This is a genomic window from Mycobacterium alsense (assembly GCF_002086635.1).
GTDB classification, from domain to species: domain Bacteria; phylum Actinomycetota; class Actinomycetes; order Mycobacteriales; family Mycobacteriaceae; genus Mycobacterium; species Mycobacterium alsense.
The window spans coordinates 1-22,854 of sequence record NZ_MVHD01000001.1 but is presented as its reverse complement, the minus strand read 5'-3'; the positions used below and the strand labels follow the sequence as shown (position 1 = coordinate 22,854).

General features: G+C 69.2%; 25 protein-coding genes and 1 pseudogene. 24 read left to right on the top strand and 2 right to left on the bottom strand.

What is annotated here, in order from left to right:
- The first annotated feature begins 3 nt into the window (after window positions 1–3).
- From mftB to mftG, 6 genes are all read left to right on the top strand, one after another.
- Window positions 4–276 (top strand): mycofactocin biosynthesis chaperone MftB, encoded by a 273-nt coding sequence (gene mftB / locus BST11_RS00135; RefSeq protein WP_240492130.1) that lies wholly within the window; start codon window positions 4–6, stop codon window positions 274–276.
- Window positions 273–1,502, top strand: a complete 1,230-nt coding sequence (mftC, locus tag BST11_RS00130; protein WP_142276134.1) for a mycofactocin radical SAM maturase — start codon at window positions 273–275, stop codon at window positions 1,500–1,502. Before mftB ends, mftC begins: the two co-directional genes overlap by 4 nt.
- Window positions 1,503–1,504: 2 nt before the next feature.
- The gene (mftD, locus tag BST11_RS00125) at window positions 1,505–2,686 is read left to right on the top strand and encodes a pre-mycofactocin synthase MftD (RefSeq protein WP_083136021.1); all 1,182 of its coding nucleotides are present in this window, start codon (window positions 1,505–1,507) and stop codon (window positions 2,684–2,686) included.
- Window positions 2,687–2,864: 178 nt separating this feature from the next.
- The gene (gene mftE, locus BST11_RS00120) at window positions 2,865–3,596 is read left to right on the top strand and encodes a mycofactocin biosynthesis peptidyl-dipeptidase MftE (protein WP_083136020.1); all 732 of its coding nucleotides are present in this window, start codon (window positions 2,865–2,867) and stop codon (window positions 3,594–3,596) included.
- Window positions 3,593–5,005: a mycofactocin biosynthesis glycosyltransferase MftF gene (mftF, locus tag BST11_RS00115; RefSeq protein WP_083136019.1), complete on the top strand. Its 1,413-nt coding sequence runs from the start codon at window positions 3,593–3,595 to the stop codon at window positions 5,003–5,005. The genes mftE and mftF overlap by 4 nt, the downstream gene beginning before the upstream one ends.
- Before the next feature lie 12 nt (window positions 5,006–5,017).
- Entirely contained in the window at window positions 5,018–6,457 is a 1,440-nt protein-coding gene (gene mftG, locus BST11_RS00110) for a mycofactocin dehydrogenase MftG (RefSeq protein WP_083136018.1), read from the top strand.
- Window positions 6,458–6,473: 16 nt separating this feature from the next.
- Here mftG and BST11_RS28095 read toward each other — a convergent pair whose 3' ends face one another.
- Window positions 6,474–7,361, bottom strand: coding sequence for a PE family protein (locus tag BST11_RS28095; protein ID WP_083136017.1), 888 nt, complete (start codon window positions 7,359–7,361; stop codon window positions 6,474–6,476).
- A gap of 108 nt (window positions 7,362–7,469) precedes the next feature.
- Window positions 7,470–8,945, bottom strand: a complete 1,476-nt coding sequence (locus tag BST11_RS00100; protein ID WP_372509623.1) for an MFS transporter — start codon at window positions 8,943–8,945, stop codon at window positions 7,470–7,472.
- A 240-nt stretch (window positions 8,946–9,185) separates the two neighbouring features.
- Here BST11_RS00100 and BST11_RS00095 point away from each other — a divergent pair, with 240 nt between their 5' ends.
- The 18 genes and pseudogenes from BST11_RS00095 to BST11_RS00005 form a co-directional block, all read left to right on the top strand.
- On the top strand, window positions 9,186–9,797 hold the full coding sequence (locus BST11_RS00095) for a TetR/AcrR family transcriptional regulator (protein WP_264010362.1): 612 nt from the start codon (window positions 9,186–9,188) through the stop codon (window positions 9,795–9,797).
- A 347-nt stretch (window positions 9,798–10,144) separates the two neighbouring features.
- A complete protein-coding gene (gene rpsJ, locus BST11_RS00085) occupies window positions 10,145–10,450 on the top strand; it encodes a 30S ribosomal protein S10 (RefSeq protein ID WP_003873519.1) in 306 nt (101 codons plus the stop codon).
- 14 nt (window positions 10,451–10,464) lie between these two features.
- Window positions 10,465–11,118, top strand: a complete 654-nt coding sequence (gene rplC / locus BST11_RS00080) for a 50S ribosomal protein L3 (RefSeq protein WP_067324163.1) — start codon at window positions 10,465–10,467, stop codon at window positions 11,116–11,118.
- Window positions 11,118–11,807: a 50S ribosomal protein L4 gene (rplD, locus tag BST11_RS00075; protein WP_083136014.1), complete on the top strand. Its 690-nt coding sequence runs from the start codon at window positions 11,118–11,120 to the stop codon at window positions 11,805–11,807. The genes rplC and rplD overlap by 1 nt, the downstream gene beginning before the upstream one ends.
- Window positions 11,807–12,109: a 50S ribosomal protein L23 gene (rplW, locus tag BST11_RS00070; RefSeq protein ID WP_066934863.1), complete on the top strand. Its 303-nt coding sequence runs from the start codon at window positions 11,807–11,809 to the stop codon at window positions 12,107–12,109. The genes rplD and rplW overlap by 1 nt, the downstream gene beginning before the upstream one ends.
- Window positions 12,110–12,139: 30 nt before the next feature.
- Window positions 12,140–12,982, top strand: a complete 843-nt coding sequence (gene rplB, locus BST11_RS00065; protein ID WP_067324159.1) for a 50S ribosomal protein L2 — start codon at window positions 12,140–12,142, stop codon at window positions 12,980–12,982.
- Between the two features lie 28 nt (window positions 12,983–13,010).
- Window positions 13,011–13,292 (top strand): 30S ribosomal protein S19, encoded by a 282-nt coding sequence (rpsS, locus tag BST11_RS00060; protein WP_010908582.1) that lies wholly within the window; start codon window positions 13,011–13,013, stop codon window positions 13,290–13,292.
- On the top strand, window positions 13,289–13,894 hold the full coding sequence (rplV, locus tag BST11_RS00055) for a 50S ribosomal protein L22 (protein WP_067324157.1): 606 nt from the start codon (window positions 13,289–13,291) through the stop codon (window positions 13,892–13,894). Before rpsS ends, rplV begins: the two co-directional genes overlap by 4 nt.
- On the top strand, window positions 13,894–14,754 hold the full coding sequence (gene rpsC, locus BST11_RS00050) for a 30S ribosomal protein S3 (protein WP_083136013.1): 861 nt from the start codon (window positions 13,894–13,896) through the stop codon (window positions 14,752–14,754). Before rplV ends, rpsC begins: the two co-directional genes overlap by 1 nt.
- 3 nt (window positions 14,755–14,757) lie before the next feature.
- A complete protein-coding gene (rplP, locus tag BST11_RS00045; protein ID WP_067324153.1) occupies window positions 14,758–15,174 on the top strand; it encodes a 50S ribosomal protein L16 in 417 nt (138 codons plus the stop codon).
- Window positions 15,174–15,419 carry a 50S ribosomal protein L29 gene (rpmC, locus tag BST11_RS00040; RefSeq protein ID WP_067324151.1) on the top strand — a complete coding sequence of 82 codons (246 nt, stop codon included), beginning with the start codon at window positions 15,174–15,176 and terminating at the stop codon, window positions 15,417–15,419. Before rplP ends, rpmC begins: the two co-directional genes overlap by 1 nt.
- Window positions 15,416–15,808 carry a 30S ribosomal protein S17 gene (gene rpsQ, locus BST11_RS00035; protein ID WP_120313651.1) on the top strand — a complete coding sequence of 131 codons (393 nt, stop codon included), beginning with the start codon at window positions 15,416–15,418 and terminating at the stop codon, window positions 15,806–15,808. The genes rpmC and rpsQ overlap by 4 nt, the downstream gene beginning before the upstream one ends.
- A gap of 137 nt (window positions 15,809–15,945) precedes the next feature.
- A complete protein-coding gene (locus BST11_RS00030; RefSeq protein WP_083136012.1) occupies window positions 15,946–18,306 on the top strand; it encodes an arylsulfatase in 2,361 nt (786 codons plus the stop codon).
- 16 nt (window positions 18,307–18,322) lie between these two features.
- A complete protein-coding gene (locus BST11_RS28090) occupies window positions 18,323–18,970 on the top strand; it encodes a hypothetical protein (RefSeq protein WP_244897411.1) in 648 nt (215 codons plus the stop codon).
- Between the two features lie 46 nt (window positions 18,971–19,016).
- Window positions 19,017–19,946 carry a DUF4436 domain-containing protein gene (locus BST11_RS00020; RefSeq protein WP_083136216.1) on the top strand — a complete coding sequence of 310 codons (930 nt, stop codon included), beginning with the start codon at window positions 19,017–19,019 and terminating at the stop codon, window positions 19,944–19,946.
- 183 nt (window positions 19,947–20,129) lie between these two features.
- On the top strand, window positions 20,130–21,077 hold the full coding sequence (locus BST11_RS00015; RefSeq protein ID WP_083136011.1) for a DUF4436 domain-containing protein: 948 nt from the start codon (window positions 20,130–20,132) through the stop codon (window positions 21,075–21,077).
- Window positions 21,078–21,113: 36 nt separating this feature from the next.
- Complete coding sequence (locus tag BST11_RS00010) at window positions 21,114–22,004, top strand: formylglycine-generating enzyme family protein (RefSeq protein WP_083136010.1); 891 nt, start codon at window positions 21,114–21,116, stop codon at window positions 22,002–22,004.
- A 165-nt stretch (window positions 22,005–22,169) separates the two neighbouring features.
- A pseudogene (locus tag BST11_RS00005) lies at window positions 22,170–22,817 on the top strand (PE family protein); the annotation flags it as partial.
- Window positions 22,818–22,854 lie beyond the last annotated feature (37 nt).

Here is a 22,854-nt window from a genome sequence, read left to right as displayed (position 1 = left end):
CGCGTGTTCGACCCGGATCGCGGCTGGCGGTTGCATCCGCAGGTGGCTGTGCGCCCGGAGCCGTTCGGCGCGCTGCTCTACCACTTCGGGACCCGCAAGCTGTCCTTTCTGAAGAACCGCACCATCCTCACGGTGGTGCGGTCGCTGGCCGACCACCGCGATGTCCGGTCGGCGTGCCGCGCCGCGGGCGTGGAGGACGCCGCCCACGCGCCCTACCTGCACGCGCTGGGCGTGTTGGCCGATTCGAAGATGTTGGTACCCCAGGAGGCACCTTGACGACGGCGACGACGACGGCATCGGCCGGAACTTCCGAAGTGCCGCGGCTGGTCGAGCAGTTCGAGCGTGGGCTGGACGCGCCCATCTGCCTGACGTGGGAGCTGACGTACGCGTGCAACCTCGCCTGCGTGCACTGCCTCTCGTCATCCGGCAAGCGCGATCCACGGGAATTGTCCACTCGCCAGTGCATGGACATCATCGACGAGCTGGAACGCATGCAGGTGTTCTACGTCAACATCGGCGGCGGGGAACCCACTGTGCGGCCTGACTTTTGGGAGCTGGTCGACTACGCGACCGCGCACCACGTCGGCGTGAAGTTCTCCACCAACGGGGTTCGGATCACCCCGGCGGTCGCGGCCCGGCTGGCCGCCAGTGACTACGTCGACGTGCAGATTTCCCTCGACGGCGCCACCGCCGAGGTCAACGACGCCGTCCGCGGCGCAGGCTCGTTCGACATGGCGGTGCGAGCGCTGGAGAATCTCGCCGCGGCGGGCTTCGCTGACGCCAAGATCTCCGTCGTGGTGACCCGCCACAACGTGGACCAGCTCGACGAATTCGCCGCGCTGGCGAGCCGGTACGGTGCCACGCTGCGGATCACCCGGCTGCGGCCCTCGGGCCGGGGCGCCGACGTCTGGGACGACCTGCACCCCACCGCCGCCCAGCAGGTTCAGCTCTACGACTGGCTGGTCGCCAAGGGCGAGCGGGTGCTCACCGGCGACTCCTTTTTCCATCTGGCCCCGCTCGGCTCCTCGGGCGCGCTGGCCGGCCTCAACATGTGCGGGGCGGGCCGGGTGGTGTGCCTGATCGACCCGGTCGGCGACGTGTACGCCTGCCCGTTCGCCATCCACGACCGGTTCCTGGCTGGAAACGTCCTGTCGGACGCGGGATTTGGGACTGGCTTCGCCGCTGTCTGGAAGAACGCGCCGTTGTTCCGTGAGCTGCGCGAACCGCAGTCGGCGGGCGCGTGCGGCAGCTGCGGGCACTACGACAGCTGCCGCGGCGGGTGCATGGCGGCGAAGTTCTTCACCGGCCTGCCACTGGACGGGCCCGATCCCGAGTGCGTCCAGGGCCACGGCGGGCCGGCGCTCGCCCGCGAGCGCCAGACCCCTCGCCCCCGGGCCGACCATTCCCGGGGCAGGCCGGTCCGCCAGCCGGTGCCGCTGACCCTGTCGGTCAGGCCACCCGCGGTCCCGCCCGCGCGCCCGTGCAACGAGAGCCCGCTATAGCGATGGCCGGCGAATGGTTTGAAACGGTCGCGATCGCGCAGCAGCGCGCCAAACGCCGACTGCCGAAATCCGTTTATTCGGCGCTCATCGCGGCCAGCGAAAAAGGAATTACCGTCTCCGACAACGTCGAAGCGTTCGGGGAACTCGGATTTGCGCCCCACGTCGTCGGTGCGCCGGAAAAGCGCGACCTGTCGACTACCGTTATGGGACAAGATATCTCGATGCCGGTAGTGATTTCGCCGACCGGCGTCCAGGCGGTCGACCCGGACGGGGAGGTCGCCGTCGCGCGCGCCGCCGCGGCGCGGGGAACCGCGATGGGACTGTCCTCCTTCGCCAGCAAGCCGATCGAGGAGGTGATCGCCGCCAACCCCAAGCTGTTCTTCCAGGTGTACTGGCTCGGCGGGCGCGACGCGATCGCCGAGCGGGTGGAACGGGCGCGCCAGGCCGGCGCGGTTGGATTGATCGTGACCACCGACTGGTCGTTCTCGCACGGGCGCGACTGGGGCAGCCCCCAGATCCCCGAGGAGATGAACCTGCGGACCATCCTGCGGCTGTCCCCGGAGGCGGTCTTCAAGCCCCGCTGGCTGTGGAAGTTCGGCAAGACGCTGCATCCGCCGGAGCTGCGGGTGCCCAATCAGGCCCGCCGCGGCGAGCCCGGGCCCCCGTTCTTCGCCGCCTACGGGGAGTGGATGGGCACGCCGCCGCCCACCTGGGACGACATCGCCTGGCTCCGCGAGCTATGGGGCGGGCCGTTCATGCTCAAGGGCGTAATGCGTGTCGACGACGCCAAAAGGGCCGTGGATGCGGGGGTTTCGGCGATCTCGGTGTCCAATCACGGCGGCAACAATCTCGACGGCACGCCGGCGTCGATCCGCGCGCTGCCCGCGGTGGCCGCGGCCGTCGGCGATCAGGTCGAGGTGCTGCTCGACGGCGGCATCCGGCGCGGCAGCGACGTGGTCAAGGCGGTGGCGCTGGGGGCGCGCGCGGTGATGATCGGCAGGGCGTATCTGTGGGGCCTCGCCGCGGCCGGCCAGGCGGGCGTCGAAAACGTCCTCGACATTTTGCGCGGCGGCATCGACTCGGCGCTGATGGGTCTCGGGCACGCCAGCGTCCACGACCTCGGCCCGGACGACGTCCTGGTCCCGGACGGCTTCGCCCGGGCGCTCGGGGTGCCACGCGGCTGAATTCGGGGCATATTGGTCCCTTTACCAGTGATTTCATTTCCGTGTTAATCCGCAATCGGCGTCGCGAAAATTCTGGTGCTCGCGAGGCGACCGTGACGAACGAGCCGGGAATTCGTCCGTTCGGTGTACACACCGGAAAAAAATTAATTTTCAAACGTCAACAATTGGTGCACGCCAGGTGAATTCGTCCTACCATCACCGAGTGCCCGTACTCGGCGAATTAGGAACGGCGACGTCGAGCCAGCTATCAAGCACCTCGCCGTCGATAATGGTCCCGCTGGGGTCGACCGAACAACACGGTCCACACCTGCCCTTGGACACCGACACCCGCATTGCGACCGCGGTCGCCCGTGGCGCGCGGGCGCGCCTCGAGCAGCCTTGGTTGGTGGCGCCGGCCATCGCCTACGGCGCCAGCGGCGAGCACCAGGACTTCGCCGGAACGATCTCCATCGGCGGCGCGGCGCTAGCGCTGCTGCTGGTGGAGTACGGCAGGTCAGCCGCGTGCTGGGCCGGGCGGCTGGTCTTCGTCAACGGCCACGGCGGCAACGTCGACGCCTTGAACGAGGCGGTGGGCCGGCTGCGGGCCGAAGGCCGCGACGCCGGATGGTGCCCCTGCGTCGCCCCGGGCGGCGACGCCCACGCCGGCCATACCGAAACATCGGTGTTGCTGCATATCTCGCCGGCCGACGTGCTGACCGACCGGTGGCTTCCCGGTAACCGGGCACCGCTGCCCGAATTGCTTCCCGCGATGCGCCGCGGGGGAGTCGCGGCGGTCAGCCGGGCCGGGGTGTTGGGGGACCCGACCACCGCGACCGCCACCGACGGGCGACGCATCTTCGCCGGGATGGTCGAGGAGTGCGCCCGTCGGGTCGCCCGGTGGTCGCCGGGGCACGGCGGGATGCTGACATGACCGCCACCCGGCTGCCGGACGGATTCGCCGTCCAGGTCGACCGCCGCGTCCGGGTGCTCGGCGACGGCTCGGCCCTGCTGGGCGGCTCGCCGACGCGGCTGCTGAAGTTGGCCCCCGCCGCGCAGAGCATGCTGTCCGACGGCCGGCTGAAGGTCCGCGACGACATGAGCGCGCAGTTGGCCCGCACCCTGCTGGACGCCACGGTGGCCCACCCCCGGCCCGCCGGCGGCCCGTCGCACCGCGACGTGACCGTGGTAATCCCGGTGCGGGACAACGTTTCCGGTGCACGCCGCCTGGTGAGCTCGCTGCGTGGGCTGCGAGTCATCGTGGTCGACGACGGCTCGTTCCCGCCGATCGAGCCCGAAGACTTCATCGGCGCGCACTGCGATGTCGAGGTGTTGCGCCACGCCCACAGCAAGGGTCCGGCGGCGGCGCGCAACACCGGGCTGGCCGCCTGCACGACCGACTTCGTCGCGTTCCTGGACTCCGACGTGACGCCGCGCCGGGGCTGGCTGGAAGCCCTGCTCGGTCACTTCTGCGATCCCACCGTCGCCCTGGTAGCGCCCCGCATCGTGGGGTTGTCGCAACGCGAGAACCTGGTGGCGCGCTACGAGGCGGTGCACTCGTCGTTGGACCTCGGGGAGCGCGAGGCCCCGGTGCTGCCGCACAGCACGGTGTCCTACGTCCCCAGCGCCGCCATCATCTGTCGCCGCTCGGCCATCCGCGACGTCGGGGGGTTCGACGAGACCATGCAGTCCGGCGAGGACGTCGATCTGTGCTGGCGACTCATCGAAGCGGGTACCCGGCTGCGCTACGAGCCGATTGCGCAGGTGGCCCACGACCACCGCACCGAGTTACGGGATTGGCTGGCGCGCAAGGCGTTCTATGGTGGTTCGGCGGCGCCGCTGTCCGTGCGCCATCCGGACAAGACGGCCCCGGTGGTGATTTCCGGCTGGGCGCTGATGGCCTGGATACTCATGGCGCTGGGGACCAGCCTCAGCCAGCTCGCCTCGATCGCGCTCGCCCTGCTGACCGGTGGGCGCATCGCCAAGGCGATGCGCGGCGCCGAGACCTCGTTGCTGGACGTCGTCGCGATCGCGACCCGCGGTCTGTGGTCGGCGGCCCTGCAGCTGGCGTCGGCCCTGTGCCGGCACTACTGGCCGCTGGCGTTGCTGGCGGCCGTCCTGTCGCGGCAGTGCAGGCGGGTGGTGTTGGTCGCGGCGGTCATGGACGGCGTGGTGGACTGGCTGCGCCGCCGCGACGCCACCGGCGAGGAGGCCGAGCCGATCGGGCTGCTGACCTACCTCGTGCTCAAGCGCGTCGACGACCTGGCCTACGGCCTGGGGTTGTGGTGGGGTGTGGCGCGCGAACGCAACGTGCGCGCGCTCAAACCGCAGATCCGCACGTAGCCTCGACCCGCCTTGACTAAAGCCGTACCGCACAGCGATGTGCTGATCGTCGGCGCCGGCAGCGCTGGATCGGTTGTTGCCGAACGCCTTTCCGCGGACCCCGGCCGCACCGTGACCGTCGTGGAGACGGGTCCCGGACTCGAGGACCCGGGGTTGCTGGCCCAGACCACCAACGGCCTGCGCCTGCCGATCGGGACCGGCAGCCCGCTGGTCCAGCGGTATCTGACCCGGCTGACCGATCAACACGCGCGCCAGTTGCCGATCGTGCGTGGGGCGACGATCGGGGGTTCCGGCGCGGTCAACGGCGGCTACTTCTGCCGCGGCCTGCCCAGCGACTTCGACCGGCACCGGATACCCGGGTGGGCATGGTCTGACGTCGTCGATCATTTCCGGGCCATCGAGACCGACCTGGACTTCGACACCCCGGCCCACGGCGACAGTGGGCCCATACCCGTTCGCCGAACGCACGACATGACCGGTGCCACGGAAACGTTCGTCGCCGCCGCCCGGCGCGCCGGGTTTCCGTGGATCGCCGACCTCAACGACGTGGGACCCGAACTGCCGTCCGGTGTGGGCGCGGTCCCGCTCAACATCGTCGACGGCGTCCGCACCAGCTCCGGCGCCGGCTACCTGATACCCGCGCTGGATCGGCCCAACCTGACGCTGCTGGCTCATACCCGCGCGGTTCGGCTGCGCTTTTCGGCGACAACCGCTGTGGGTGTCGACGCCATCGGTCCCGAGGGGCCGACGGCACTGTCCGGCGATCGGATCATCCTGTGCGCCGGTGCGATTGGATCGGCGCATCTGCTGATGGTCTCGGGCATCGGGGAGGAGGCAATGTTGCGGCGGGCCGGCGTCGACGTGTTGGCGGCGTTGCCGGTCGGGTCGGGGTGCAGCGACCATCCCGAATGGGTGTTGCCGACGAACTGGGCGGTGGCCGTGGATCGGCCCGTGCTGGAGGTGGTGCTCAGCACCGCCGACGGAATCGAAATAAGGCCCTACACGGGTGGTTTCGTAGCGATGACGGGCGACGGCACCGCCGGACATCGGGACTGGCCGCATATCGGGGTGGCGCTCATGCGGCCTCGGGCGCGTGGACGAATGACGCTGGCGTCCGACGATTTTGGGGTACCGCTCCACATCGAGCATCGCTACGACAGCGAGCCCGCGGATGTCGAGGCGCTGCGCCTGGGCACCGAATTGGCCCGCGAACTGTTCGGCGCGGTCACGCACATCGGTCCAGCCGTCTGGTCAACGTCGCAGCACCTGTGCTGCAGCGCGCCGATGGGGCCCGACGGTGACCCGCGCGCCGTCGTCGACCCGCGCTGCCGGGTCTACGGCATCGAAAACCTTTGGGTGATCGACGGTTCCATCCTGCCCGCGGTCCCCAGCCGCGGACCGCACGCGACCATCGTGATGCTCGGGCACCGGGCCGCGGAATTCGTCCGATGAAACCAGGTTTTCGGTATCAGGCCGACTGGGGCGGTATTTCGACCGGCTCGCCCGGCACCGCAGGCTGCTCCCTGGTGGCCGCCGCTGCGGGGGAATAGGGCGGCGTGGCGGGCGAATAGTTCGGGGTTGCCGCGGGCGCCGCGGTGAGCGGTGTACCGATCGGCATGGCCTGCGCGGCCGGGGAGACCACCGGTGCTTCCGCCTGGACGGCCGCCACCGGGGCGGCAACCGATGCGGGCGTGGCCGCGACGGGAGCGACGTCCGCAGCCACCGGCGGGCCCGCCGGGATCGCCGCCGCGGGCGTGCCGGCCGGCGCCAGCGGGGCCGAAGCCAGCGGCGCGACGGCCGGGGCCGCCGCGAGCGGAGCAGCCGTCGGCGGTAGCGCGACCGGCGCCGCCGACGCGGGGGCAACCGCCGCCGCGGATCCGGCCATGGCCGGCGACATCGAAGCGGCGGGCGCCGCGCTACCGGCCAGCCCCGCCGGCACCCCCGCCGCCGCGGACCCGGCCGAGGCCGCACCGCCGACCAGCGGCTGGGCGGTCGACGCGGCGTTCAAGGCCTGGCTGGGCGCGTTGCTTCCATTCAGGCCACCGCCGAACACGCCCTGGCCCAGCGGGCTGGCGTTGGCGGCCTCGGCGAGGGCGTATTGCTCCGCGCCGGAGCTCATCAGCTGGACGAACTGCGCATGGAAGGCCTGCGCCGCCGCGCTGATGGCCTGGTAGGCCTGCGCGTGCGCGTCGAAGAGGCTCGCGATGCTCGCCGACACCTCGTCGGCGCCCGCCGGCGCCACGCTGGACACGGGACCCAACGCTGCGGAGTTGGCGTCGCTGACCGCGGACCCGATGTTCATCAGATCCAGCGCGGCGGCCGCCACATACTCGGGCGTTGCGATCACATAGGACATTCCGCTCCCCCGGCTAACCTCGACATCGTCCGCCTCCCCGTGACGCACGGTCCTCAAGCCGGATGGTATCGCCCACCCGGGATCGGCCGAGGCGTTTTCAGACGATCTCTAGGCCACCAGCCGACGCACCGGCTCCAGCTGCCGGCCGTCGCGCCCCGGGGCCCACACCCCGATCAGGACCGCGGCGATGGCGACGATCACGGCCAGCACCGTCGTCGAGGCGTGCATCGATGTCATGAACGCCGCCTTGCTCAACTCGGCCAGCGGCCGGCCCTGCGGCCCGAGCTTGTCCGCCACCTCGACGGCCTTGGCCAGCGAATCGGTCGCCGCGCCGCGGACGGGCTCGGGGTACGCCGTCAACTGCGGCGCGACTTCCTTCGAGTAGCGCCCCGCCAGTATCGACCCGGCCACGGCGATGCCCAGCGCCCCGCCCACCTCCCGCGACGTGTCGTTCACCGCGGACGCGACGCCCTGCTTCTCGTCGGAAACCGCACCCATGATCGCCGACGTCGTTGGCGCGGTGCAGAATCCGATGCCGGTGCTGAGGATCAGTGTCGGCCAGGCCAGATCGAAGAATGTCGAATGCAGGTCGAGCGTCCCCATGCTCAGGAAGCCGGCGGCCATCACCAGCGTGCCCACGAACAGCACCAGCCGCAGGCCCAGCTTGGGCACGTACCAGAACGACAGCGCCGAGAAAATGCCCAATGGCACCATGAACGGGCCGAACGCCATGGCCGTCATCAGCGGCGAGTAGCCCATGATCTGCTGGACGTACTGCATACCCAGGTAGAAGAAACCGAAGGTCGCGCCGAACAGGACGACGATCGTCGCGACGCCGGTGGCGAAGGCGGGGTCGGCGAACAGGCGAACGTCCAGCAGCGGGTGGCGCTGGAGGAATTCGACCACCCCGAACACCGCGGCGATGATCGCTCCCGCGACCAGCCCGCCCCAGATCAGCGGGTCGCTCCAGCCGCGGTTGGGCGCCTCCAGGATCGCCGCCACCGCGATCGCGACCGACGCCCCGATCAGCACCGCCCCCAACGCGTCGATCCGGGGCGCGTCGTCCTCGCGCGACGACGCGACCGTGCAGGCCAGGGCGAAGATCGCCAGCGCGGCGACGCCCAGCGACCAGAAGATCGCGTGCCAGTCCCAAAAGCGAAGCAGCAGGCCGGATCCGAGCATCCCCAGCACCCCGCCGGAACCGGCCGTGCCCGCCCAGATGCCGACGGCCTTGATGCGATCTTCCTTCGGATGGGCCACGGTCAAAAGGGACAGCGTCGCGGGCATCACGAAGGCGGCGCCGGCACCGGCCACCGCGCGGCCCGCGATGATCTGCAGCGGGCTGTGCAGGAGCGCCGGCGCCGCGGAGCCCAGGGCGAACACCACCAGGCCGACGAGCAGCGCGCCGCGCCTGCCGTAGCGGTCGCCGATCGCCCCGGCGGGCAGCAGCAGGCACGCCAGCGCGACGGTGTAGCCGTCGACGATCCAGGTCAGCTGCGACTGGGTGGCAGACGTGGCGACCGCGAGGTCTCCCAGCGCCGTGTTGAGCGCGGTCATCGACGCGACCACCAGCGCGACGCCCATGCAGGCGACGGCCAGTGTCCAGTTTCGGGCTCGGGGACTACCACCGATGCGCGTCGGATCAGTACGCTGATCAGGCCGTACCAGGGTGTCGGCCATAGTGAGGTGCCTCCTAACGGGGGCGGAAGGATTTTTGGGACCAGTAGTCTCGGAAGTAGCCGATAATCTCGTTCCCAAACAGGGAGGTGGCTCACAATTACCGGCGCGAGTACCGATCCCCGGCCGGCGCGGTCCCGGGCCCGTCTGCTCGAGGCGGCGTCCGCGCTGCTGCGTTCCGGGGGGCCCAGCGCGGTGACCGTCGACGCGGTCACCCGTAGTGCCAACGTAGCCAGGGCGACGCTGTATCGCCACTTCCCGAGCGGAAACGATTTGCTGGCAGCGGCATTCAACAGCCTGATACCGCCGCCGCCCATGCCGCCGGCCGACGGATCGCTGCGCGATCGGCTCGTCGCGTTGGTGCTGGCCCAGGCCGAAGTCGTGGCGCACGCACCGGCCGCCCTGACCGCGATGTCGTGGCTGGCCCTCGGCCGCGACCTGGAGGAGTTGCCGGAACCCCGTCACACCCCCGTGGCCGACAGCGCCTCGATCACCACCCTGCGCGAGCGCATCGCCCAGCAGTACGCGGCGCCGTTCGACGCGATATTCGACAGCGCGGAGGCCGCCGCCGAGCTGGGCGAGGTCGACCGGTCGCGCGCGATCGCGCTACTGATCGGCCCGCTGGTCCTGGGCCGCCTGTCCACCCTGCCCGACTTCGATTACTTCGAATGCGCGCGCGCGGCCGTCGACGGCTTCCTGCACGTCCAGCGCGCGCAGCGGAGGGCCAGCGCGGTCAGTATCGAATCGGCAGGTGCCTGAGGCCGTCCGGTCGGCGCCGAATTTTGACCGAGCAATGATCTGAGGCATACTGTTCAGGTTGCCTTTCGCCAGGTTCTGGCCTGGCCGGGGCATACGACCAGCGCCCACAACGGGCGCGTCCGGTCCCATCCTCGGAACGCGACTAATTTGGTCGCGAGCGAGGCTGCGTAAGGGTGACACACCCGACCGCGGGGGCCGGTGGACCACGACAGGTAAACAGCGGCGCAGTGCCCGGCGCGACGCTCGATCGGCCCACGGTGGGCCGGCCGATTGGCGCGCTGGGAGGCACCTGAGACGTGAACGTAAGCCCGGGTACGGGCTTCGCGAAGAGTGAGGGCAGGAGAAGCGTGGCGGGACAGAAGATCCGCATCAGGCTCAAGGCCTACGACCATGAGGCCATCGACGCGTCGGCGCGCAAGATCGTCGAGACCGTCGTCCGCACGGGTGCCAGCGTCGTGGGTCCGGTGCCGCTGCCGACCGAGAAGAACGTGTACTGCGTCATCCGCTCTCCGCACAAGTACAAGGACTCGCGGGAGCACTTCGAGATGCGCACCCACAAGCGGTTGATCGACATCCTCGATCCCACGCCGAAGACGGTCGACGCGCTGATGCGCATCGACCTGCCGGCCAGCGTCGACGTCAACATCCAGTAGGAGATCCAGAACCCATGGCAAGAAGAGGCATCCTGGGTACCAAGCTGGGCATGACGCAGGTGTTCGACGAGAACAACAAGGTCGTGCCCGTGACGGTGGTCAAGGCCGGGCCCAACGTGGTGACCCGCATCCGCACGCCCGAGCGCGACGGCTACAGCGCCGTCCAGTTGGCCTACGGCGAGATCAGCCCGCGCAAGGTCAACAAGCCGGTGACCGGTCAGTACACCGCCGCGGGCGTCAACCCGCGCCGGTACCTGGCCGAGTTGCGCCTGGACAACTCGGACGCCGCCGCCGAATACGAGGTCGGCCAGGAGCTGACCGCCGAGATCTTCGCCGACGGCACCTACGTCGACGTGACCGGCACCTCCAAGGGCAAGGGCTTCGCCGGAACCATGAAGCGGCACGGCTTCCGCGGTCAGGGCGCCAGCCACGGCGCGCAGGCGGTGCACCGCAGGCCGGGTTCCATCGGCGGCTGCGCCACCCCGGCGCGTGTCTTCAAGGGCACCCGGATGGCCGGCCGGATGGGCAACGACCGGGTGACCGTGCAGAACCTGTTGGTGCACAAGGTCGATACCGAGAACGGCGTGCTGCTGATCAAGGGCGCGGTCCCCGGACGCACCGGTGGCCTCGTGATGGTCCGCAGCGCGGTCAAACGAGGTGAGAAGTGATGGCTGCCAAGAACGCGCTCAAAATTGACGTCAAGACGCCCGACGGCAAGGTCGACGGCTCCGTCGAGCTGCCGGCCGAGTTGTTCGACGCCGAGGCCAATATCGCGCTGATGCACCAGGTGGTCACCGCTCAGCGCGCGGCCGCCCGGCAGGGCACGCACTCGACCAAGACTCGCGGTGAGGTCAGGGGCGGTGGCCGCAAGCCCTACCGGCAGAAGGGAACCGGCCGTGCCCGCCAAGGCTCGACGCGGGCCCCGCAGTTCACCGGCGGTGGCACCGTGCACGGTCCCAAGCCGCGCGACTACAGCCAGCGCACGCCCAAGAAGATGATCGCCGCGGCGTTGCGCGGGGCGCTGTCCGACCGCGCCCGCAACGGCCGCATCCACGCCGTCACCGAGCTGGTCGCGGGCCAGACGCCTTCGACCAAGAGCGCCAGGGCTTTCCTGGGCACGCTGACCGACCGCAAGCAGGTGCTGGTGGTCATCGGCCGCACCGACGAGACCGGTGCGAAAAGCGTGCGCAACCTGCCCGGCGTGCATGTCCTGACGCCCGACCAGCTCAACACCTACGACGTGCTGCGCTCCGACGACGTGGTGTTCAGCGTCGAGGCCCTCAATGCCTACATCGCCGCCCACAACGCCTCTCACGCGGCGGCGAACAACCAGACAGCCGAGGAGGTTTCGGCCTGATGGCGACCATCGCTGACCCCCGCGACATCATTCTGGCGCCGGTCATCTCGGAGAAGTCCTACGGGCTCCTCGATGACAACGTCTACACGTTCGTGGTGCACCCCGATTCGAACAAGACGCAGATCAAGATCGCCATCGAGAAGATCTTCTCCGTCAAGGTCGCGTCGGTGAACACCGCGAACCGCCAGGGCAAGCGCAAGCGCACCCGGACCGGATACGGCAAGCGCAAGAGCACCAAGCGCGCCATCGTCACCTTGGCGCCGGGCAGCAAGCCGATCGACCTCTTCGGGGCACCGAGCTAGCCCGTCGACGAAAGAAAGACTTGAACAGACATGGCAATTCGTAAGTACAAGCCGACGACCCCGGGCCGCCGCGGCGCCAGCGTGTCCGACTTCGCCGAGATCACCCGGTCGACGCCGGAGAAGTCGCTGGTGCGCCCGCTGCACGGGCACGGCGGCCGGAACGCGCACGGCCGGATCACCACCCGCCACAAGGGCGGTGGGCACAAGCGCGCCTACCGGGTGATCGACTTCCGCCGCAACGACAAGGACGGCGTCAACGCCAAGGTCGCGCACATCGAGTACGACCCCAACCGCACCGCCAACATCGCGCTGCTGCACTACCTGGACGGGGAGAAGCGCTACATCATTGCGCCGCAGGGCCTCTCGCAGGGTGACGTGGTGGAGTCGGGGCCCAACGCCGACATCAAGCCGGGCAACAACCTGCCGCTGCGCAACATCCCGGCCGGTACCCTGGTCCACGCCGTGGAGCTGCGGCCGGGCGGCGGCGCGAAGCTGGCGCGCTCGGCCGGGTCGAGCATCCAGCTGCTCGGCAAGGAGGGCAGCTACGCGTCGCTGCGGATGCCCAGCGGTGAGATCCGCCGCGTCGACGTGCGCTGCCGCGCCACCGTCGGCGAGGTGGGCAACGCCGAGCAGGCAAACATCAACTGGGGCAAGGCCGGTCGCATGCGGTGGAAGGGCAAGCGCCCCTCGGTCCGCGGTGTGGTGATGAACCCGGTGGACCACCCGCACGGCGGTGGTGAGGGTAAGACCTCCGGTGGCCGGCACCCGGTCAGTCCGTGGGGCAAGCCCGAGGGCCGCACCCGCCACCCCAACAAGGCCAGCAACAAGCTCATCGTCCGGCGCCGGCGCACCGGCAAGAAGCACGGTCGCTAGCAGCGTGATGGAAGTTCAGGAGTAGCACATGCCACGCAGCCTGAAGAAGGGCCCGTTCGTCGACGACCACCTGCTCAAGAAGGTGGACGTCCAGAACGAGAAGAACACCAAGCAGGTCATCAAGACCTGGTCGCGTCGTTCGACGATCATCCCTGACTTCATCGGCCACACCTTCGCCGTGCACGACGGGCGCAAGCACGTGCCGGTGTTCGTCACCGAGGCGATGGTCGGCCACAAGTTGGGTGAGTTCGCACCGACGCGCACCTTCAAGGGGCACATCAAGGATGATCGGAAGGCCAAGCGGCGATGACCACCACTGAATTTCCGACGGCGACGGCCAAGGCACGGTTCGTGCGGGTGTCGCCGCGCAAGGCGCGCCGGGTCATCGACCTGGTGCGCGGCCGGTCGGTGGCCGACGCGCTCGACATCCTGCGCTGGGCGCCGCAGTCCGCCAGCGAGCCGGTGGCCAAGGTCATCGCCAGCGCCGCGGCCAACGCGCAGAACAACAACGGCCTGGACCCGGCGACCCTGGTGGTCGCCACCGTCTACGCCGACGAGGGTCCGACCGCCAAGCGCATCCGCCCGCGCGCCCAGGGCCGCGCGTTCCGGATCCGCAGGCGCACCAGCCACATCACGGTCGTGGTGGAGAGCCGGCCGGCCAAGGATCAGCGGTCGGCGAAGTCGACCAGGGCCCGCCGCGCCGAGGCCAGCAAGGCCGCCGCGACGGCGCCGGCCAAGAAGGCCGCGTCCGGCCCGGCGGCCAAGAAGGCGCCCGCGAAGAAGGCCCCGGCGAAAACCGAAGCCAAGAAGGCCCCGGCGGCCAAGAAGGCGCCCGCAAAGAAGGCCGAAACCAAATCCGGCAAAACCGAGGCCAAGGCTGAGACTTCTGAGGCGAAGGGAGGCTCAGACTAGTGGGCCAGAAGATCAATCCGCACGGCTTCCGGCTGGGCATCACCACGGACTGGAAGTCCCGCTGGTATGCCGACAAGCAGTACGCCGAGTACGTCAAGGAAGACGTGGCGATTCGGCGGCTGCTGTCCACGGGCCTGGAGCGGGCCGGCATCGCGGACGTGGAGATCGAGCGCACCCGCGACCGGGTCCGCGTCGACATCCACACCGCGCGGCCCGGCATCGTCATCGGCCGCCGTGGCACCGAGGCCGACCGGATCCGCGCGGACCTGGAGAAGCTGACCGGCAAGCAGGTCCAGCTCAACATCCTCGAGGTCAAAAACCCTGAGTCGCAGGCACAATTGGTGGCCCAGGGCGTCGCCGAACAGCTGAGCAACCGCGTGGCGTTCCGGCGCGCGATGCGCAAGGCCATCCAATCGGCGATGCGCCAGCCCAACGTCAAGGGCATTCGGGTGCAGTGCTCGGGTCGGCTCGGCGGCGCCGAGATGAGCCGCTCGGAGTTCTACCGCGAGGGCCGGGTGCCGCTGCACACCCTGCGTGCCGACATCGACTACGGCCTGTACGAGGCCAAGACCACCTTCGGCCGGATCGGCGTGAAGGTGTGGATTTACAAGGGCGACATCGTCGGCGGCAAGCGCGAACTGGCCGCCGCCGCTCCGGCGGGCGCCGACCGTCCGCGCCGCGAGCGGCCGTCGGGCACGCGTCCCCGGCGGAGCGGCGCGTCGGGCACCACGGCGACCAGCACGGAGGCCGGCCGCGCCGCCGGCGCCGAAGAGGGCACCGCAACCGCCGCGCCCACCGCGCCCCCCGCGCCCCCCGCAGAGGGGGCTCCCGCCCCCGAACCGCAGAGCACGGAGAGCTGAGTCATGTTGATTCCCCGCAAAGTCAAGCACCGCAAGCAGCACCATCCCCGCCAGCGCGGCATCGCCAGCGGTGGCACGGCGGTGCACTTCGGTGACTACGGCATCCAGGCGCTGGAGCACGCCTACGTCACCAACCGGCAGATCGAGTCGGCCCGTATCGCGATCAATCGGCACATCAAGCGTGGCGGCAAGGTGTGGATCAACGTCTTCCCCGACCGCCCGCTGACCAAGAAGCCGGCCGAAACCCGGATGGGATCGGGTAAGGGCTCCCCGGAATGGTGGGTCGTCAACGTGAAGCCGGGCCGGGTGTTGTTCGAGCTCAGCTACCCCAATGAGGCGGTGGCCCGCGCGGCGCTGACCCGCGCGATCCACAAGCTGCCGATCAAGGCACGCATCGTGACCCGAGAGGATCAGTTCTGATGGCACTGGGTGTTTCGCCAGGCGAACTGCGCGAGCTCACCGACGACGAGCTCACCGAACGTCTGCGCGAATCCAAGGAGGAGCTGTTCAACCTGCGCTTCCAGATGGCGACCGGACAGCTCAACAACAACCGCCGGCTCCGCACGGTGCGTCAAGAAATCGCGCGCGTCTACACCGTGCTGCGCGAGCGGGAACTGGGTCTGGCCAGCGGGCCCGACGGGACCGACGGAAACAAGGATTCGTGATGGCAGAAGCTAAGAAGGCTGGATCGACGGGATCGACGCGGGCCAAAGCCGCCTCCAAGGCCGCTCCCAAGAAGGCCGCCCCGAAGGCCGACGCGTCGAAAGACAAGGGCCCCAAGCACACTCCCAGCAATCCCAAGTCGCGGGGTCGGCGCAAGGTGCGCATCGGCTACGTGGTGAGTGACAAGATGCAGAAGACCATCGTGGTCGAGCTGGAAGACCGCATGCGGCACCCGTTGTACGGCAAGATCATCCGGACCACCAAGAAGGTCAAGGCCCACGACGAGGACAGCACCGCCGGCGTCGGCGACCGCGTGTCGCTGATGGAAACCCGTCCGCTGTCGGCGACCAAGCGCTGGCGGCTGGTCGAGATTTTGGAGAAGGCCAAGTAGGTCCGAGCGGCCCGAGGCCGCCGGCAGACACCGACGGACGCCCGAGACCCCCGCGGTCTCGGGCGCCTGCGTTTGCCGGGCGTAGCGCCGCGGCCAAAAGCCGGCCGGATCATTCGCCGTGGCGTTACGCTCGGCGCATGTCCACTGACTCGGCGGAATTTCGCGGCAAGATCGAGCTGGATATCCGCGATTCGGAGCCGGATTGGGGGCCGTACGCGGCACCGACGGCGCCGGAAAACGCACCGAACATCCTCTATCTGGTCTGGGATGACACCGGCATCGCGACGTGGGACTGCTTCGGCGGCCTGGTGGAGATGCCCGCCATGACACGGATCGCGGAGCGCGGCGTGCGGTTGTCGCAATTCCACACCACCGCCCTGTGCTCGCCGACCAGGGCGTCGCTGCTGACCGGCCGCAACGCGACCACGGTCGGCATGGCCACCATCGAGGAGTTCACCGACGGCTTCCCGAACTGCAACGGGCGGATCCCGGCCGACACCGCGCTGATCTCCGAGGTGCTCGCCGAACGGGGCTACAACACCTACTGCGTCGGCAAGTGGCACCTGACGCCGCTCGAGGAGTCCAATCTGGCGGCGACAAAACGACACTGGCCCACCTCGCGCGGCTTCGAGCGCTTCTACGGGTTCATGGGCGGCGAGACCGACCAGTGGTATCCGGACCTGGTCTACGACAACCACCCGGTCGATCCGCCGGCGACGCCCGAAGACGGCTATCACCTGTCGAAGGACATCGCCGACAAGACGATCCAATTCATCCGCGACGCCAAGGTGATCGCGCCCGACAAACCGTGGTTCAGCTATGTGTGCCCGGGCGCCGGGCACGCGCCGCACCATGTCTTCAAGGAGTGGGCGGACCGTTACGCGGGCCGGTTCGACATGGGCTACGAGCGCTACCGCGAGATCGTGCTGGAAAGACAGAAGGCGCTGGGGATCGTGCCCCCGGACACCGAACTGTCGCCGGTCAACCCGTACTCGGACGTCAAGGGCCCCCAGGGTGAGCCGTGGCCGCTGCAGGACACGGTGCGGCCGTGGGACTCGCTCAACGACGAAGAGAAAAGACTGTTCTGCCGAATGGCCGAGGTGTTCGCCGGCTTCCTGAGCTACACCGACGCCCAGATCGGCCGAATCCTGGACTATCTCGAGGAGTCCGGCCAACTCGACGACACCATCGTCGTGGTCATCTCCGACAACGGCGCCAGCGGCGAGGGCGGCCCGAACGGATCGGTGAACGAGGGCAAATTCTTCAACGGCTACATCGACACCGTCGAGGAGAGCATGAAGCTCTTCGACCACCTGGGCGCGCCGGAGACCTACAACCACTACCCGATCGGGTGGGCGATGGCGTTCAACACGCCCTACAAGCTGTACAAGCGCTACGCATCCCACGAGGGCGGCATCGCCGACACCGCAATCGTGTCCTGGCCCAACGGCATTGCGGCGCACGGCGAGGTTCGCGACAACTACGTCAACGTCAGCGATATCACGCCGACCGTCTACGACATGCTGGGCATGACACCGCCGGAGACCGTCAAGGGCATCGCGCAGAAGCCGCTCGATGGCGTGAGTTTCAAAGCGGCCCTTGATGATGCGGGTGCCGACACCGGAAAGCGGACCCAGTTCTACACCATGCTGGGCACCCGCGGAATCTGGCACGAGGGCTGGTTCGCCAACACCGTGCACGCGGCCACGCCGGCCGGTTGGTCGCATTTCGACGCCGATCGCTGGGAGTTGTTCCACATCGAGGCCGACCGCAGCCAGTGCCACGACCTGGCCGCCACCCATCCCGAGAAGCTGGAAGAGCTCAAGGCGCTGTGGTTTTCCGAGGCGGCCAAGTACAACGGGCTGCCGCTGTCGGACCTGAACATCCTGGAGACGATGACCCGGTCGCGGCCCTACCTGGTGGGCGAACGGTCCAGCTACGTGTACTACCCCGGCTGCGCGGACGTGGGCATCGGCGCGGCCGCCGAGATTCGCGGCAGGTCCTTCTCGGTGCTGGCCGAGGTGAGCGTGGACACCGCCGGCGCGGAGGGGGTGCTGTTCAAGCAGGGCGGCGCGCATGGTGGGTACGCGCTGTTCATCCAGGACGGGCGCCTGCATTTCGTCTACAACTTCCTCGGCGAGCGACAGCAGACGGTCTCGTCCGAGGGCGTGGTGCCGATGGGCGAACATGTGCTCGGCGTGAGCTATTCGCGGACCGGGACCGTGCCGAACAGCCACACCCCCCTCGGCGACGTCACGCTGTTCATCGACGACGCCGCGGTCGCCACGCTTTCCGGGGTGCAGACGCATCCCGGGACGTTCGGTCTTGCCGGCGCCGGCATCACGGTCGGCCGCAACGGCGGCTCGGCGGTGTGTGGGCGCTACAAGGCGCCGTTCTCGTTCACCGGCGGCACCGTCGCGCAGGTCACCCTCGACGTGTCCGGCAGGTCCTATGTGGACGTGAAAAATGAGATCGCGCTGGCCTTCTCGCGCGACTGAGGCCGCGGCGCTCTGCTTGCTGGCCGTCCTGGCGGCGGGCTGCGACATCACCACCGGCGGCAGCGCCACCGGCCGAAAGGTGTCCTCGGCGACCTCGGAACCACCACCGGCCACGCGCCCGCCCGACCCGGCCGAGCCGGTACCCGGCGTCGAAACCACGTTGCGTGACCACATTCCGCCCAACGCATTGGCGTGCTTCCCGCCGCCACCCGCGAGCGGCACCATGACGAAAGCGTCGGTGGCGGACCCGGCGGCGCCCGAAATCACGATCCCACTGCCGGACGGCTGGAGTTCGTCCCCGGGCACCGGCGACGTGGCACTCACGGGGAACGGGCCGGGCGGCATGTCGGTGCGGGTGGCCATCACGCCTACGGCCCTCGACCCCGGCGGGGCCTTCCTGCGTTATGCGGCGGACCTGCGCACCGGGCATCCCGGTCTCAAGGTCGCCGTCGCCCCCGCTCAGTTCTGCGGTTACAGCAGCCAATTGCTCAGCGGCACCGGCTCCGGGCCCGGCTCGGTCGATCTGGCCGACCGCGTCACCCACATCTGGACCAATACCGCGGCATTTCTGGTGACCGTTCATCTTCAGGGACCATCCGGCTCGACCGGCTTCGACGCGGCGAAATCCACAGTGATGCAGCAATTTGCGGTCGTCATCCCCTGAAAAGTCCCAGTTTCAGCGGTGGCAGACGGTAGCATCTGGCCCCGTGATGCCCAACAGCACCGAGCCTTTGCCGCCGGCGCCGCCCGAGCCGCGCGGTGTGCGCGTCGCCATCGCGTTCGGGATCGTCGTCGCCGTCATCGTGATCTACGTGCTGTCCCTCATCGCCGTGCACCTGTTGGCCAGGTCGGCGCCCCCGCTCCCCGCGGTCGACCTGAGCAAGTTCGAGGCCGACGACAGCGTCGTGCAGGTGCGCATGGAGAAGCTGGACACCGTTGCGAACCGCCTGACGGTGAATGTTCTTGTCTACCCGAAGGATTCGCTGTACGACAAGAACTTCGGCGTGCTCACCGCCGACGCGGCCGTGCGGCTGTACCCGGAGAACGATCTGGGGGATTTGCAGTACCCGGTGGGAAAGGCGCCCGCGCAAGTCACCACCACCATCGAGGCCCGCGGCGATCCGGGTAACTGGCCCTTCGATTCGTACCGGACACAGGTGATCGCGGCCGACGTGTTCACCGGTTCCGGGCAAACCCGCGAAAAGGCGTCCGCCCGCGTCGAGGTGACCGGAAAGCTGGACGGTTGGGACGCCACCGTCACCCGCGTCCACGACCCGGACGACCCCAACCCCGACGACCTGGCCAACGTGACCATTACCTTGCACCGGGCCAGGGGTCCGTTGATCTTCGACATCGGCATCTGCCTGGTCCTCATCGCCCTGCCCGTGTTGGCGTTGTGGGTGGCCATCCCGGTGGCGCTGGGCAGGACCTCGTTCCTGCCGCCGATGACGACCTGGTACGCCGCGATGCTGTTCGCTATCGTCCCGCTGCGCAACATTCTCCCGGGCAGCCCGCCGTACGGCTCGTGGATCGACCAGGCCGTGGTGCTATGGGTGCTGATAGGGCTGGTTACGGCCATGGCCCTGTTCCTCCTCGGCTGGTGGCGACAACGGGACCGAAGGCAGGCGAACAAGGCCTGACCGCTCCAGGAGGGCACGGCAACGGGATTTCGCTGGGCGACGGTCCAACGTCCGACGGCTGGGTGGAAATCGCCTATTGAGGATGGAAATTCCGACGTCGCGCGCGAACAGCGCCGGTTCGCTACGATCAGATCCTCGTGGCTTGCCCGGCGAGTTTTCGCTTACCGCACGGAGGTGCGACCGATGACCCATCACGCTCCACCGGCACCGCCGCCCGCGACGCCACCCACTCCGCCGGAGTCACCGCCCGCGGCGCCTCCCGAGACCGCCACCCGGCGGGGACGGCGCAAGGCGATCGGGGTCGCCATCCTGCTGGCCTTCCTCATCGTCTACGGCCTCTCATTGTTCGGGGTCCACTTGCTGTTCAACGCATCCGGACCCATCAAGCCCCCCGATTTGAGCACCACCGACGACACCGTCGTGCTGGTGCGCCTGGAGAAGCTGGATACCGTCGCGAACCGCCTGACCGTCAAGGTGCTCGTGATTCCCCAGGACAAGATGTTCGACAAGCGCCTCGACGTGCTGACCACCGACACCGCCGTGCGCATGGACCCTCCGAATGATCTGGGAGACCTGGTCTACCCGGCGGGAAAGTCGCCGGCGCAGGTCGCCACCACGATCGAGGCGCACGGCAATCCCAATAATTGGCCGTTCGATTCCTACAGCACCGACACGCTTTCGGCGGACGTGCTCGTCGGCCAGGGCGATGCCCGCCAATACATACCCGCCCGGGTCGAGGTCGCCGGGCAGCTGGACGGCTGGGAGGTCAGCCTGCGGCGCGTCGGTGAGGCGAGCCAGGACTCGGAGCGCGGGGACAGCGTGATCATCACATTGCACCGGGCAAAGGGCGCGCTGATCTTCGACGCGGGAATCTGCCTGGTGCTCTTCGCCCTGCCCGCCTTGGCGCTCACCGTGGCCATTCAGATCGCCTTGGGCAGAAGGAAATTCGTGCCGCCCTTCGTCACCTGGTTTGCGGCCATGCTGTTCGCTGTCATCCCCATACGCAACTTCCTTCCCGGCTCGCCGCCGCCGGGCGCGTGGATCGACCAGGCCCTGGTGATCTGGGTGCTGATCGCGCTGGTCGCGGCGATGGTCCTTTACATGGCCACCTGGTACCGCCAATCCGACTGACGGGGTGCGCTTGCCCGGACGGAATACCCTGAAGGGATGCTCACCGAGTTGGTCGACCTGCCGGGCGGATCGTTCCGCATGGGCTCGACGAGCTTTTATCCCGAAGAGGCGCCGATCCATACCGTGACCGTCGCTGCCTTCGCGGTGGAGCGCCATCCGGTCACCAACGCACAGTTCGCCGAATTCGTCGCCGCCGCAGGCTATGTGACCGTCGCCGAGCAACCGATAGACCCGGCGCTGTATCCGGGCGCGGATCCGGAGGGCCTGTGTCCGGGGGCCATGGTCTTCCGACCGACGCGTGGCCCGGTCGACCTGCGTGACTGGCGGCAGTGGTGGGAGTGGGTGCCCGGCGCCAACTGGCGAAATCCGTTCGGCCCCGACAGCGACATCGAGGGCAGGGCCGATCACCCGGTGGTGCAGGTGGCCTACCCCGACGCCGCGGCGTACGCGCGCTGGGCCGGCCGGCGGCTGCCGAGTGAGGCCGAGTGGGAGTACGCGGCGCGCGCGGGAGCCACCGCGACGTACCCGTGGGGCGACGAGGCCAGCCCCGATGGCCGGCTGATGGCCAACACGTGGCAGGGAAAGTTCCCGTACCGCAACGAGGGCGCGCTCGGCTGGGTCGGCACCTCGCCCGTGGGGGCCTTCCCGCCCAACGCATTCGGCCTGCTCGACATGATCGGGAATGTGTGGGAGTGGACCGCCACCGAGTTCTCGGCACACCACCGGCTCGACGGGCCACCCAAAGCGTGTTGCGCGCCTTCGGCTCCGGCCGATCCGGGTGTCAGCCAGACGCTGAAGGGGGGTTCGCATCTGTGCGCCCCGGAGTACTGCCACCGCTACCGCCCGGCCGCGCGGTCACCGCAGTCACAGGACACCGCGACGACCCACATCGGCTTTCGCTGCGTGGCGGATCCGGCGTCCGGCTAGGGACGGTGGACCCGGAAGTATCTGCCGCCGTTAGCCATTCCCACGGCCCCGTTCAGCCCGATTAAGTAGTCGACTACGCTAGCCCGCCCCACCCATCCCGGCGAGGCTGGTCGCGCAATATCTGCTGACTTGCCCGAGGGCCCGACGAGCTAGTAGGTGGCGGAAATGTCGTTTGTGATCGCGGCGCCGGAGATGATCGCGGCGGTGGCATCGGATTTGGCCGGTATCGAGTCGGCGCTCGGCGCGGCCCACGCGGCGGCGACGGCCTCGACGACGCGGGTCGTGGCGGCCGGCGCCGACGAGGTGTCGGCCGCGATCGCGGGCCTGTTCTCCAGCCAGGGGCGGGCCTTCCAAGCGCTCGGCGCCGAGGCGGCGGGGTTTCATGCCGGCTTCGTGCGGGCCCTGAGCGCGGCGGGGGGCGCCTATTCGATGACCGAGGCGGCCAATGCCTCGCCGTTGGACGCGATCTGGCAAGAAGTGCGGGGGATCATCAATGCGCCCACCAACTTGTTGTTGGGAACCCCGCTGATCGGCAAGGGCGCCAACGGGGCGCCGGGAACCGGCCAGGACGGCGGGCCGGGCGGGCTCTTGTGGGGCGACGGCGGCGACGGCGGATCCGGGGCGGCCGGGCAGCCCGGCGGCAGGGGCGGCAACGCCTGGTTCTTCGGCAACGGCGGCCGGGGCGGGGCCGGCGGCGCCGGCCTCACCGGCTCCGCCGGAAACGCGACCAACGGCACCGCGGGCGTCGTCGGCGGCCTCGCCGGCAACGGCGGGCCGGGGGGCAACGGCGGGGTGGTTTTTGGGGAAGGGGGGCTCCTTTAAAAAACTTCGCGGCCACGAGAACGGAATA

Coding starts and splice junctions, on each gene's coding strand:
- mftD (WP_083136021.1), top strand. CDS start 1,505: ATGGCCGGCGAATGGTTTGAAACGGTCGCGATCGCGCAGCAGCGCGCC.
- mftF (WP_083136019.1), top strand. CDS start 3,593: ATGACCGCCACCCGGCTGCCGGACGGATTCGCCGTCCAGGTCGACCGC.
- BST11_RS28095 (WP_083136017.1), bottom strand. CDS start 7,361: ATGTCCTATGTGATCGCAACGCCCGAGTATGTGGCGGCCGCCGCGCTG.
- BST11_RS00100 (WP_372509623.1), bottom strand. CDS start 8,945: ATGGGCGTCGCGCTGGTGGTCGCGTCGATGACCGCGCTCAACACGGCG.
- rplC (WP_067324163.1), top strand. CDS start 10,465: ATGGCAAGAAGAGGCATCCTGGGTACCAAGCTGGGCATGACGCAGGTG.
- rplD (WP_083136014.1), top strand. CDS start 11,118: ATGGCTGCCAAGAACGCGCTCAAAATTGACGTCAAGACGCCCGACGGC.
- rplW (WP_066934863.1), top strand. CDS start 11,807: ATGGCGACCATCGCTGACCCCCGCGACATCATTCTGGCGCCGGTCATC.
- rplB (WP_067324159.1), top strand. CDS start 12,140: ATGGCAATTCGTAAGTACAAGCCGACGACCCCGGGCCGCCGCGGCGCC.
- rpsS (WP_010908582.1), top strand. CDS start 13,011: ATGCCACGCAGCCTGAAGAAGGGCCCGTTCGTCGACGACCACCTGCTC.
- rplV (WP_067324157.1), top strand. CDS start 13,289: ATGACCACCACTGAATTTCCGACGGCGACGGCCAAGGCACGGTTCGTG.
- rplP (WP_067324153.1), top strand. CDS start 14,758: ATGTTGATTCCCCGCAAAGTCAAGCACCGCAAGCAGCACCATCCCCGC.
- rpmC (WP_067324151.1), top strand. CDS start 15,174: ATGGCACTGGGTGTTTCGCCAGGCGAACTGCGCGAGCTCACCGACGAC.
- BST11_RS00030 (WP_083136012.1), top strand. CDS start 15,946: ATGTCCACTGACTCGGCGGAATTTCGCGGCAAGATCGAGCTGGATATC.
- BST11_RS00020 (WP_083136216.1), top strand. CDS start 19,017: ATGCCCAACAGCACCGAGCCTTTGCCGCCGGCGCCGCCCGAGCCGCGC.
- BST11_RS00015 (WP_083136011.1), top strand. CDS start 20,130: ATGACCCATCACGCTCCACCGGCACCGCCGCCCGCGACGCCACCCACT.
- BST11_RS00010 (WP_083136010.1), top strand. CDS start 21,114: ATGCTCACCGAGTTGGTCGACCTGCCGGGCGGATCGTTCCGCATGGGC.